Origin of the sequence: Algoriphagus locisalis, from assembly GCF_900116615.1 — a bacterium.
Lineage (GTDB): Bacteria > Bacteroidota > Bacteroidia > Cytophagales > Cyclobacteriaceae > Algoriphagus > Algoriphagus locisalis.
On record NZ_FPBF01000004.1, the window covers coordinates 229,303 to 241,346 of the forward strand.

Genomic DNA, 12,044 nt, shown 5'->3' on the forward strand with positions numbered 1-12,044 from the left:
CTTTGCATCACTTCAGGCAACTGATTTATAAAGAAGAGGCGAGAGATTAGGCTCTATGACCCTCTGGCAACCATCCCGAAACGGAGAACGGTGCCAAATCCTACCCTTCGCGGGAACTATAGATTGGCTTACTTCACAAATAATCCCTTTTAGTTCGTGCTCCGCCTCTGGGTTTGATTTTCTCAAATCTGCTTGATTAGTATTGAAAATTCTAAACTGATCAATAATGAGTAAGCATTTCGAAACGAATTCTGTACGAATTTCACCATCCAAGTCCAGCCAGCGAGAGCATTCTGCTCCGATCTACCTTACCTCCAGTTTTACTTTTGATTCTGCCGAAGAAGCGAGAGCTACTTTTGCCGATGAAATCGAGGGAAATATCTATTCCAGATATGCCAACCCTAATTCTAGCGACTTAATTGAAAAAGTTTGTGCAGCAGAAGGAACTGAAGATGGATTTGCAACAGCATCCGGCATGGCTGCAATGTTTGGAAGCATCGCCGCGTTACTTCAGCAAGGGGATCACGTATTAGCAGCTCGTTCTCTTTTTGGATCTACGCATCAGTTATTGACAAGAGTTTTTCCTAAGTGGGGAATCACCTCGACTTACGGGGATATTTCTGATTATTTGAATTGGGACAAGCTAGTTAAGCCAACTACTAAAATGCTTTTCATCGAAACCCCTTCCAATCCAGGTTTAGAGATAATCGATTTGGAGTGGGCTGGGAAATTCGCAGCAGCTCATAACTTGATTTTGGTCGTGGACAATTGCTTTGCTTCTCCATACCTACAGCAGCCTGCAAAATGGGGTGCTCATATCGTGACACACAGTGCTACAAAATATATTGACGGCCAAGGCAGAGTTCTGGGCGGCCTGATCTTGGGAAAAGCTGATCTGATGAAGGAAGTACACTTTTTTGCAAGACATACAGGCCCTTCCATTTCACCTTTCAATGCCTGGATACTTGCTAAAAGCATGGAAACACTGGGACTAAGAATGGACAGACATTGTAGCAACGCACTAACAGTAGCAGAGTATTTTGAAGGAAATCCAGAATTGCTAGCAGTAAAATACCCTTTCCTCAAATCACATCCGCAATATGAAATTGCCAAAAAACAAATGAGTCAAGGAGGTGGTGTAATCACTTTGGACTTGAAAGGTGGAGTGCAACGCGCCCAACGTTTTATAGATCAGCTCCAGATGATCTCCATTACAGCAAACCTCGGCGATAGCCGCAGCATAGTGACCCATCCAGCATCTACCACGCATAGCAAACTTTCTGTGGAAGAACGAGCGCAGGTTGGTATTTCCGATGGATTGGTAAGACTTTCTGTAGGTTTAGAGCACTACGATGATATCATCCAAGATGTGGAAAGGGCTATTGATCTGTCAAAATAAAAGTATAGCGTGTAAAGCTTTTACGTTTGGCCAATAAAAACACTCCCTCTACGTAAGCAGAGAACATTTGAGCTTCTGCATTCTATTCAGCGTTCTTCTGCGGGAACTTATTTAGTTTCATCATAAAAAATGCCCCCTCAAGCTCTAGACTTTTGGGGGCATTTACACTTTAACCAATTTACTATTTTTACCAAGTAGTCTGTCTCAAGGTAGGAAATGTACGAATCACGTCACTCAGGCTGATTTGCCCTAGTAGTCTGCCATCCTTCATGACAGGAAATCTGCGGTAGCCGTGCTCCAAAAATTTTGAAGCAGCATCAAAAATCGATAAGTCCGGAGAAAGTGTCAACACATTAACAGACATATGCTCACTTACTTTTGCCGGGAATTTAGGGGTGTTGGTGTATTTCCCTTTGATGATCTCCTTGAGGCAATCCACCTCCGAAATAATTCCGACTAAAGCGCCAGAAGCATCGATAACCGGCGCTCCTGAGATTTTTCGTTTGGTGAGTACTTCCATCACTTGATCAATCGTATCATCAGGTTTGAATGTGATCAAATTTGTACTCATGCACTCTTTGACGAGAATCTGTGGAATTGGGGACTTTTTGGGCTCTGCCACTCTAACCCCTTGATAACTTTTTACCATAGCTTAAAAATTAAGGATGAAAGAATAAATTACCGAATTAATACTACACTTAAAAATAATAATTTAAAAAAATAGATTAAAACAGTACTATATTTTTAAATACATTGCCCATCCCAAATCCAAACAACATCATAAATTAAAAAAAATCATTTTTGATTCCGTGACTCTTTCCTTACCAATTAAACTAATGTAGCCATCCAGCTTATTCCGATAGTACTTCCAAAAACTGATTGACTACGTCCCTATCAATTCTAAGATGATGCGTAAAAGACTTGGGATCTTCAGAAAATGACACATCGGGATTTACGAATTGATTCGAAGAAGGCACCCAAGTTTTACATGAAGCATGAATTTCTTTCAAGAAGCCTGTTTTCCCCAGCTCACTCACATGCTCCGGCTTAGTACCTCCACCTGGCATGATGCAGATGCTGTCTTGAGCTTTAAGGAGTAATTCCTTCAGCATATCCATTCCTTCAGTCACAGAGTTTTTTCCTCCAGAAGTCAAAATTCTATCGAACCCACAGGATATTATTTTCTCCAATGAATCAAAATAATCCGCTGAAGCATCAAATGCCCGGTGAAAGGTACAAGGCTTTCCCGAGGCGGCACGAAGCAGCGATTTACAAGAATCCATATCCACATAACCCTGGCTATCGAGCACTCCAAACACAAATCCATCCGCACCTAGATCTCCAAGCAATTCTATATCCCGCTTCATCACCATCAATTCCTTTTGGGAATAGGCAAAATCCCCACCTCTTGGACGAATCATCACGAATACAGGAATATCAATCTCTGTTTTCAGAAACTTGAGCATGCCTGCACTGGGAGTTTCTCCGCCTTCAGGAAAATTAGAGCAAAGCTCCAAACGATCTATTCCAAATTGTGCAGCATCCATGGCTGCCTCCACATTGAAAACCGGAGATTCTAAGATTACTTTACTCATCCTTATTTGAAGTGAGAACCCGAGTCTATCATCACATTATTTTGTAGGGTTGCTTGCGCAAAGTTGAAGCCTGGACGTACCGCAAATGCGCCAACTTCACCCTCTTTATTCATAGCAAGAAAACCCGCCTGAATGTCATTTATGTCTTTACTGTTTTTGGCAATCAATCGCTTCACAGCCTCTTCGCATGCTTCCTGAGGAGTTCTGCCCTGTCGCATCAATTCCACAATCAAGAAACTTCCACAGATCCGAATAATTGATTCCCCAAGTCCTGTCGCCGTAGCTGCTCCCACTTCATTATCTACAAACAATCCCGCTCCGATGATAGGACTGTCTCCTACTCTACCGTGCATTTTATAGGAGAGCCCGCTGGTCGTACAGCTTCCCGCCAGATTACCTTTCGCATCCATCCCGATCATCCCGATGGTATCGTGATTTTCAATATTGATTACCGGCTTGTATTGACTCGTAACTTTCCATTTTTCATAAGCTTCTTTAGCTTTTGGGCTGAGCTCCTCCTTTTCAATTGGAAAGCCTTCGGAAATTGCTAATTGCCTGGCTCCTTCGCCTACGATCATCACATGAGGCGTTTTTTCCATTACCACTCTAGCTAAAGAAATTGGATGCTTCACTTGCCTTACAAAAGCAACTGCTCCACAAGAACCGTCTCCAGACATGATGGAAGCATCAAGCGTAGTGATACCCTCCCTATCAGGAAGCCCTTGTAAACCCACAGAAAGGTTACTCAAATCAAGTTCTGTATCCTTAACACCGGTTTCCACTGCATCTATTATACTTCCTCCAGACTTCAGTTTTTCCACCGCAGCAGCATTTGCAGGCAAGCCATGATTCCAGGTAGAAAGAATCAGTGGTTTTTCTCTTTTGAAAAGAGCCGGTGCCTTGGATTCAGCTAGGGTAGATACTCCAGGTATAAATAAGGCAGACCCCATTAGGGATTGCTTGATAAATTTTCTTCTTTGTGACATTAGACTTAATTTAGAATCAGGTGTCAAATTATTAAAAATGGTGCTATTTCGGCCTACCATCCTTCATTTCCTTTTAAAAATCAATTTATGAAACCCTACATCCTCGCTGAATCCAACTGGAAAACGCTCAAAGATCATCGTTTTGAATTAGCAGTTTTGCCATGGGGGGCTACAGAGGCACACAACTATCATATGCCATATGGCACGGATGTCTATGAGGCGGATGCAGTTGCAAGCGAGGCCGGAAGAAAAGCTTGGGAAAAAGGAGCTAATGTGACTATCATGCCCACTATTCCATTCGGAGTAAATACAGGACAGTCAGACATTTATTTAGATATCAATTTGAATCCCAGTACACAGCTGATGATTCTAAAAGACATCCTAACTGTACTTGATCGCCAAGGCACCAAAAAACTTTTGATTGTTAATAGCCACGGCGGAAATGACTTCAAAACTATGCTTCGTGAGTTAGGATTGATGTTTCCAGAGTTGATGCTTTTCACCTGTAACTGGTTTCAGGCACTGGACAAAACCAAATACTTTGAGGAAGCCGGTGATCATGCAGATGAAATGGAAACTTCTATAATGATGCATCTACATCCAGAATTGGTTTTGCCACTGGAGGATGCTGGTGATGGTACTGAGAAAAAGTCAGTAATAAGAGGTATCCGGGAAAAATGGGCATGGGCTGAGCGAAAATGGTCGGAAGTATCAGCAGATACAGGGATCGGAAATCCAAATAAATCCTCCCCTGAAAAAGGGAAGAAATATTTTGAAGATGTGACTGATAAAGTAGCCCAGCTGATGGTAGATATTTGTGAAGTTAAGCAGGGATAAATGTATAAGTAATCAATCTAGTGAATCCATATCCACTTCCTTGACATTCCCTTTATAATCCTGCAATTGAATTCCCTTCACTCCTTTTGGCAGAAGAATTTCTCTTCCAGACTGTGACAAAAATCCAGAACCCAAGCTGGTTTCAATTCGCTGCTTTTTTCCATTATCCAGTTCTAAGATCATAGCCATTATTTCTTGGCCTGGGGTAATTGTTCGATTAGCGCGAGAGGCTTTTTGCTGGAAAGCAAGAAGCTTTCCACGGTTTTGAGAAGCTACTAGAAGTGGATCACCTTGCGCTGCCGCTATTTTTACTAAGGCTTTTCCATCTCCAGGCACTACAAAACCACTTTCCTGAGGACTCATCGGTTCAAAAGATCCCTTGCCATCTCCTAACAAAACCAATCCTAGATGTGCGTCAAGTCTTCCGATAAATATCTCATTGCCGTAATCATTCCCTATCATTACGATATCCAAGTACCCATCCCCATTGACATCCTCAGCTATAAGCCCATTTACCGGCGCAATCTGAGCTGAAGTTGGCAACCTGCTTACTTTGAATTTCCCATTACCTAGATTCTCGATGTAGGCAGTTTTATCATAATTCCCGGTAAGAATAAGTGCATCTTCCTTTTCTTTTTCTGTAAAAAGAGACTGCTCTGTGCTCAAGGCATAGAGTTTGTACCGCTCAAACTTCCTTCTGAACATCGGACTTTGTCCATACAAATCTCCCCAAAAATGGCTTGGGAATGAGTTGTAATTGCCTTCGCGGTCTTTATAATAAGCAAATGTAACTGGGTCAACACTGCCATTATTATCAAAATCCTTAGCATAAATTTTCACTGGTCTCTCCGCTGTTGGGTGGTGCGGATTATTCTCACCCAAATTCCCAACCACAAAATCAGAATCTCCATCCTGATCAAAATCACCAGAAGTGATGGAATTCCACCAACCTAAATAGTTTTCCAGACCCGTATCCTCAAGTTTCCTGAGTTTATTCCCGTCGTTTTTGAACACAGAAATCTCCATTAATTCACCAACTACGACCAGGTCAACCAACCCATCAGAATCCACATCTGACCAGATTGCATCAGTCACCATGCCGATAGTTCTCAAGCCAGGAGCCATTTCATCAGTGACATCCTGAAGCTGTCCATTGACGTTTTTCAAGAGAAAGCTATTTTCCGGAACCGGATATTGCGCAATTGGCGTTCGCCCGCCTACAAACAAATCAATAAATCCATCCCCATCAAAGTCAGCACCCCGAACAGCTGAGCCACTGGCTTTTACTGAAGAGAAATTTTTGTCGAGAGTGAAATTCCCTTGCCCATCGTTTAGAAACAATCGATCTAAATACTCTGTAGCTCCTGCTCCAAATTCATTGCTTCCACCAACCAGATACATATCCAGATCTGAGTCGTTATCAATATCAAAGAGCAAAATCCCCATTTCTTCAAAGAAATTTCCCTCTTCAGAGATCAAGTCTTTTTCGGTGAACATTCCATTCATATCCTGAACAAAAAGGCGGGGAGCAAAGCCAGATGCTGACCCAACCACCAAGTCTTCCAATCCGTCACCATTCACATCGCCTGCAGCCAAACTCGGCCCGTATTGACTCAATTTGTGAGGAATAATCCGCTGAATGTTGTAATCGACTTTATCTTCTTCCTCGTGCATGTATTCTAACCCCTTTGCTGACGATATTTCTTTGAAAAGTGCGTTTGGAGTTTCAAATGGAATAATTGCAAGCTTGTTTTTGCCTTGCTTCGCTTCTGAATAAGCAAGTTCAATCAATTGATTTGGCTTCACATTTGACTGATAGCTTTCTTTCCCATCTGGCCAAATCACTTCAATAGCGGAAATCTCGGATGCTGCTCCTATCCCAAAATGCATCACTTCATCGACCGATGACATATAGCCTCTCACAACTTGCTGTTCCTGGTAAAGTTGGCTTCCCTCAGAAAAAGTCAGCAGAACTTTAGCTCCCAAGCCTTGTGGATTAAGCTTTGGCCCCAAAAGCTTAATCCTAACATAATTATTCTTTAGCTCGGGATTTTTGAGTGTATTTTCAAAGACAAATGCATGGTCATTTATATTATTTACTACATAGTCCAAATCTCCATCTCCATCCAAATCCGCGAAAGCCGCTCCATTTGAGAAAGAAGGTTTATTTAACCCCCAAGCATTCCCTTCATCAGTGAAGGTCAAATCGCCCTTATTCTTGTAAGCGTAATTTGGGATTTTTACAATAGGAATGGAATCTAGCAACTGACGCTTGGTGGCAATATTTCCCACATCCGCCCTATAGTTTGCAAAATCCTTATCCGTAATATCCCTAGGAAACCCGTTGGTGATTAACAAATCCCGGTAACCGTCATTGTCCACATCACCAAATAAGGGAGCCCAACTCCAATCTGTCTGATAAATCCCTGACATCATTCCTATCTCGCTAAATGGAACGCCTTCGCCATTATTCACATGCAACATATTGCGGACATATTGGTATTCATACCCCCAGTGTTCGTTGCTTATATAGACTTGGTAGGAATTATTTCCGATGGTCGTTTTTTTGCGGTAATTATCTTCCCCCAGCATATCCAGCGTGATGATATCTGGCCTTGTGTCATTGTTAAAATCAGCAATATCAGCTCCCATAGAAAACTGACTCTGATGTCTGAGCAGCTCCTTTGATTGATTGGAAAATGTGCCGTCTTGATTATTGATATATACTATATCATTGGTCACATAATCATTACTGACATGAATATCAGGCCAGCCATCATTGTTCAAATCAGAAACCAACACGCCTAATCCATAGCCTTCTATCGTAATCCTTGCTTCTAGGGTCACATCAGTGAAAGTACCGTCTCCATTATTCCTATAAAAAGCATCGTTGTTAATGGCAGATCCGTCAGTGACTTTCAAACGGTAATTGCTTGGAACAATCTTGCTTTGCTGATTATTCAAGACATATAAATCCAAGTCCCCATCCAAATCATAGTCTATAAAGGAAGCCCACATGGTATTTCCAGGGTCAGCAATCCCGTATTCAGATGCCAATTCTTTAAATGAAATAGTACCGTTAGCGTCTTTTCCCTGGTTGACAAAAAGTAGATTATTCCGCTCTCCAAGGCCGGTCTTCATGGCAGTTGCCACATAGATATCCATCCAACCATCTCCATTGATATCCACAACAACTGCACCTGTACACCAATTATTTGGCGCTGCAATTCCCGCGGATTCGGTCACATCTGTGAATTTGAAATCCCCTGAATTCAGGTATAATTTATTTGAAACCTGATTACCCGTAAAAAACAAATCGGGTAACCCATTATTATCAAAATCTGCTACAGCTACTCCTCCTCCATTGAAAATATATTCGTCTGTTAGGATATTTAAGGTATCAGTCTCGACGATTAGATTATTAAAGTCAATTCCTGTCTTGCTAGCAGGAAGTAATTCGAATAAGGTCGATTCTTTTTGGCAAGCTGAAAAAACTAAAAGAACCAAAAAGAATGAAAAGTTACTGGAAAACTTCATAGTGAATTAATAGGTTAATAGGGCTTGGTCAAATTAGCATATTTAGGACACAAGGGAAATAATAACTGCAATTATTGTAGGATAAAAGACAATATGTACTCAAACTGATGCTATCTGGACTATTACCTATTCAAGTTTCTGCTAAATGCCTAAAAGTATCTCTAGCAGCGAGAAAGATAGAGTTACGCTATTCCAAACTAGCTATAGAGCTACAAAGGTGATGGCGTTTAGTACAAGCTTTTGTTTTGAAAAAACAAGATTTCGCTAATCCTTTGATGAACTCTCTGACGGCCTGAAAATCTGAAAAAACTCATCAGTAGAACGAATTTCTTCAAAAATCGGATCTACCAGTGCTTTCTGATAAAGTAGTTCGCTGGCGTGAATGGCACGATCTAATTGCAACAATGCGACTTCAGCTTGACCGCTTTCTGCAGCAATCATAGCCAAGCCATAAAACCCGTACCCATAATTCCTCCCTGCCATCACCGACTCTTCAAAAGATAAACTAGCATTGGCAAAGTCTTTTGAGAGGTAATATGCCAAGCCTTTATTGAAAAAATCCTTGGCCTCAGTATAATCGTAATCAAACCGCAAAGTAGCCAACTTGTAATCCCCCCTCATGATATCCAATGCTCCTCTTAGGCTTTCATTGTATTTTAGAAAATCCTCATTTCTTGTAAGCACAGAAGCATCAGATAGTTTTTTGTAGGCATCCCAAGTTTTGCCTTGCAGCACCATGATCTGTCCTTGATTATGGAGCACATAGGGATTAGTATCGATTTTAGCAGCTTGATAAAGTAAATTGTTTGCTTCTTTCCATAACAGCTCTTTTGTCTCTTGGTCAAGTGTACGCTGAGCCATTCTCATTTTTACCACTGCCAAATTATTGTAAGGAATCACGGAACGAAATAATTCAGTCATCTTGCTGTAGATCTTAGCCTTATCCTCCAATCTGGGAGTGGTTTCTCCGGCAATTGCCCAATCTGCCATATCCAGTTCAGAATTAGCAGAACTTTGCTCTAAAGCTTTCTGAAGAATTAATGATTGAGATTGATTGAGTCCGGGAAGTGGTTTGGCTACTACCTCTATTTTGGCGACTCTAAGACTTGGGAATAAATCACTTGCCACCTGATTGAAACCAGAAATCTTCCTTAACGCTAGCGTTTGTGACTGATAATCAGACTCATTTAGTAGGACAGCGTAGTATTGATCTTTTCGCTGGGTGGAAAGCTTCTCATATTCCCGCAGGAGCAAGCGGAAATCAAACCAATCATTCCATCTGGAATTTACTTCCAATAGGCTATCCCGCACCGAAATATTAGATTGCTTGAGCAGGTCTTTTACTGCCTCAGCTCTATCCATCCCAAGTTTGCTACTGCTTCCTTCTGCATTTTCGGGAGATTGAACTCCAGTGATCTTAAAGGATAAAACAGCCGAGTTCTCCGTAAGAAATGACTTCAGATCAGCAATGACCTGAGAATTCCCACTAGTCATTTTGATTGCGGAAGATCCCGCGTCAAATTTGATCAGGAACTCTCGCGAACGGGATAGATCAACATCTGTTGCTCCAGTTGGAATAAAAAGGCCTACTTGGGGAATTGGTTCGTCAGGATTGACCTTCCCCACTTTTGCTAGGAGTGGTGTGGTAATAATTCCCCGAGCTAAAATCTTCCTCTGGTAGGGTTCGACCTGAGCTTTTTTCCCCTGAAAAAACTGAACCTCCAAAAAAGCCCCTTCCATCCATGGCTCATAGGCTAATACAATAGATTCATTATACGAATAATCAGCGACATTTTTGGTCAGTTCAATGTCATCGAAAAACATGGAATTTTCAGATGATTTCAGCAAAATAGCTACCTTAGGATTTCTCGGACTGAGCGCAGATTCAATTGGAATAGTACCTGTCACCTCAAAGCGCACAGAATCCCTGACGAATTCAAGTTTACCCGGAGTCACTTTGGAATCCTTCAAAAAGTCAGTTTCAGGCACCATTATTGAGCCGCAAAGCAGCGGGAACAAAATAAATAGCAATAAAATAGGCTTCTTCTTAAACAATTGATCTATCATTCTTATTTATTAATTCACCAGACTTTTTTCTTAAATTTACCGCAACGAATCCACCAAATTACCATGGAAAAGCTGAAAATATTCTTCGAAGAAAGAGCATTTGGGGTTTGCTCACGCTTAGGTGAAAAACTCAATTTCCCGATTGACAGCATTCGTTTATTCTTCATTTACGCTTCATTTGTCACTATGGGCTCACCAGTGATACTATATGTGAGCATGGCAATGACAATGAAAATCAGAAAGTTTTTCCGCAAAAAGAACAACCCAGTTCTCTTCGATTAAAGCTGATCAAAGCGCTTTTTCCCTAATACTTTCCAGTTCCAAAAGACCAGTTCCACTTTCCCTTTTCTTGATATTTCTTCTCTTCCTTCCAATTGAGGACGAAATTTTTCTATAGTTTTCTTTTTTACTTTAAAGTCACGGTAAGCATCTAACACTGCATTGGAAAACTCCTTTTTGCCCTGTGTCACAAAGCTCATTGCCGCCAAGTGCTCTAACAAAGACTTTACCACAAAAATCCTGAAAAACCGGGAAGACGCCTCATTCTTGTAAATCATGCTGAGGCTATTTCGGATATTCAAATACATTTTCTTGGGGCTTGCTCTATCCAAGGTTGCTCCGCCTAAATGAAATACCTCCACCGAGCCAATGTACCCAATCTTCCAGCCAGATCTTCGCATTCTCCAGCAAAGATCAATCTCCTCCATGTGTGCAAAAAAATCTGGGTCAAAGCCGGACAATTGGTGGAATACTGACGCATTCACAACCATACAGGCTCCTGAAGCCCAATCGACGTCAATTGTATCGTCATATTTCCCGGAATCCTTTTCTATGGTATCCCATATTCTCCCTCTGCAATAAGGATAACCATAGGCATCCAAAAATCCGCCGCCTGCTCCAGCATAATCAAAAGTATCCTTTTCCTTCCATGATAAAATCTTCGGCTGAAGGGCAGCATAATCAGGATGAGTCTTCATCCAAGTGATCAGATTTAAATCCCAATCGGAAGTTACTTCTACGTCAGAATTCAATAGAATGTAATAGTCATATTGACCTTGGATCTCAGCCAACCCTGCATTATATCCACCAGCATACCCAAAATTCTCTTCCAGTTTGATTTGTTGAATCTGAGGATAGTTTGCATTCAAAAAATCTATTGAGCCATCAGTACTAGCATTGTCTATCACCCAAACGTCATACCTACTGTGCATACAAACTGAAGGAAGAAATGTCTTTAGCATTTCTTCCCCATTGTAATTCAGTATGACGATGGCGCAGCTGCTCATCCAAACATTCCGCCTAGATCCATTCCTGGGATATTAGGAATCATCCCCTCTGTGGCAGCTTTCATTTCTGCTTTGATTTTCACCTCGATTGCCGTCATCGCAATGTTAGTCGCCGCTACAATCAAATCGCTCAGCATCTCCTTGTCTTTTGGAGAGAGAAGGGAATCATCAAACTCGATGCTAACCACTTTTCTATCCCCATTGACGGTGACTTTCACCATACCGGCCCCAGACTCACCTGTTGAAGTAAGGTGAACAAGCTTTGCCTGTGTTTCTTTGATTTTTGCTTGGGCTTCTTTCACTTTGCCCATCATGCCCATTATATCAAACATATTTT

Annotated in this window: 10 protein-coding genes and 1 riboswitch; of the genes, 3 read left to right on the top strand and 7 right to left on the bottom strand. The window is 41.5% G+C overall.

Annotation, left to right across the window (positions count from 1 at the left end; all coding sequences use genetic code 11):
• The first annotated feature begins 22 nt into the window (after nt 1-22).
• A riboswitch (SAM riboswitch) is annotated at nt 23-125 on the top strand.
• Between the two features lie 101 nt (nt 126-226).
• Nucleotides 227-1,399, top strand: coding sequence for a trans-sulfuration enzyme family protein (locus BM386_RS13245; RefSeq protein ID WP_091695046.1), 1,173 nt, complete (start codon nt 227-229; stop codon nt 1,397-1,399).
• Nucleotides 1,400-1,586: 187 nt separating this feature from the next.
• Here the strand turns inward: BM386_RS13245 and BM386_RS13250 are convergent, their stop codons facing one another.
• From BM386_RS13250 to BM386_RS13260, 3 genes are all read right to left on the bottom strand, one after another.
• Nucleotides 1,587-2,048 carry a CBS domain-containing protein gene (locus BM386_RS13250; protein ID WP_091695048.1) on the bottom strand — a complete coding sequence of 154 codons (462 nt, stop codon included), beginning with the start codon at nt 2,046-2,048 and terminating at the stop codon, nt 1,587-1,589.
• Between the two features lie 202 nt (nt 2,049-2,250).
• Complete coding sequence (locus BM386_RS13255; RefSeq protein WP_091695051.1) at nt 2,251-2,994, bottom strand: copper homeostasis protein CutC; 744 nt, start codon at nt 2,992-2,994, stop codon at nt 2,251-2,253.
• A gap of 2 nt (nt 2,995-2,996) precedes the next feature.
• Entirely contained in the window at nt 2,997-3,980 is a 984-nt protein-coding gene (locus BM386_RS13260) for a glycosylasparaginase (protein WP_091695053.1), read from the bottom strand.
• Between the two features lie 87 nt (nt 3,981-4,067).
• Between BM386_RS13260 and BM386_RS13265 the strand changes: the two genes are divergently transcribed.
• On the top strand, nt 4,068-4,817 hold the full coding sequence (locus BM386_RS13265; RefSeq protein ID WP_091695056.1) for a creatininase family protein: 750 nt from the start codon (nt 4,068-4,070) through the stop codon (nt 4,815-4,817).
• A gap of 12 nt (nt 4,818-4,829) precedes the next feature.
• On the opposite strand, the gene BM386_RS13270 is transcribed toward BM386_RS13265, so the two are convergent.
• A complete protein-coding gene (locus BM386_RS13270) occupies nt 4,830-8,354 on the bottom strand; it encodes a VCBS repeat-containing protein (RefSeq protein WP_091695059.1) in 3,525 nt (1,174 codons plus the stop codon).
• A 264-nt stretch (nt 8,355-8,618) separates the two neighbouring features.
• The gene (locus BM386_RS13275; RefSeq protein WP_139235913.1) at nt 8,619-10,421 is read right to left on the bottom strand and encodes a tetratricopeptide repeat protein; all 1,803 of its coding nucleotides are present in this window, start codon (nt 10,419-10,421) and stop codon (nt 8,619-8,621) included.
• 63 nt (nt 10,422-10,484) lie between these two features.
• On the opposite strand from BM386_RS13275, the gene BM386_RS13280 reads away from it, so the two are divergent.
• The gene (locus tag BM386_RS13280) at nt 10,485-10,703 is read left to right on the top strand and encodes a PspC domain-containing protein (protein WP_091695064.1); all 219 of its coding nucleotides are present in this window, start codon (nt 10,485-10,487) and stop codon (nt 10,701-10,703) included.
• On the opposite strand, the gene BM386_RS13285 is transcribed toward BM386_RS13280, so the two are convergent.
• Nucleotides 10,700-11,707: a glycosyltransferase family 2 protein gene (locus BM386_RS13285; RefSeq protein WP_091695067.1), complete on the bottom strand. Its 1,008-nt coding sequence runs from the start codon at nt 11,705-11,707 to the stop codon at nt 10,700-10,702. The two genes, BM386_RS13280 and BM386_RS13285, sit on opposite strands and share 4 nt — an antisense overlap.
• Nucleotides 11,704-12,039 (bottom strand): YbaB/EbfC family nucleoid-associated protein, encoded by a 336-nt coding sequence (locus BM386_RS13290; protein WP_091695070.1) that lies wholly within the window; start codon nt 12,037-12,039, stop codon nt 11,704-11,706. Before BM386_RS13290 ends, BM386_RS13285 begins: the two co-directional genes overlap by 4 nt.
• Between the last annotated feature and the right edge of the window lie 5 nt (nt 12,040-12,044).

Coding starts and splice junctions, on each gene's coding strand:
- BM386_RS13285 (WP_091695067.1), bottom strand. CDS start 11,707: ATGAGCAGCTGCGCCATCGTCATACTGAATTACAATGGGGAAGAAATG.
- BM386_RS13250 (WP_091695048.1), bottom strand. CDS start 2,048: ATGGTAAAAAGTTATCAAGGGGTTAGAGTGGCAGAGCCCAAAAAGTCC.
- BM386_RS13275 (WP_139235913.1), bottom strand. CDS start 10,421: ATGATAGATCAATTGTTTAAGAAGAAGCCTATTTTATTGCTATTTATT.
- BM386_RS13255 (WP_091695051.1), bottom strand. CDS start 2,994: ATGAGTAAAGTAATCTTAGAATCTCCGGTTTTCAATGTGGAGGCAGCC.
- BM386_RS13245 (WP_091695046.1), top strand. CDS start 227: ATGAGTAAGCATTTCGAAACGAATTCTGTACGAATTTCACCATCCAAG.
- BM386_RS13280 (WP_091695064.1), top strand. CDS start 10,485: ATGGAAAAGCTGAAAATATTCTTCGAAGAAAGAGCATTTGGGGTTTGC.
- BM386_RS13290 (WP_091695070.1), bottom strand. CDS start 12,039: ATGTTTGATATAATGGGCATGATGGGCAAAGTGAAAGAAGCCCAAGCA.
- BM386_RS13260 (WP_091695053.1), bottom strand. CDS start 3,980: ATGTCACAAAGAAGAAAATTTATCAAGCAATCCCTAATGGGGTCTGCC.
- BM386_RS13270 (WP_091695059.1), bottom strand. CDS start 8,354: ATGAAGTTTTCCAGTAACTTTTCATTCTTTTTGGTTCTTTTAGTTTTT.
- BM386_RS13265 (WP_091695056.1), top strand. CDS start 4,068: ATGAAACCCTACATCCTCGCTGAATCCAACTGGAAAACGCTCAAAGAT.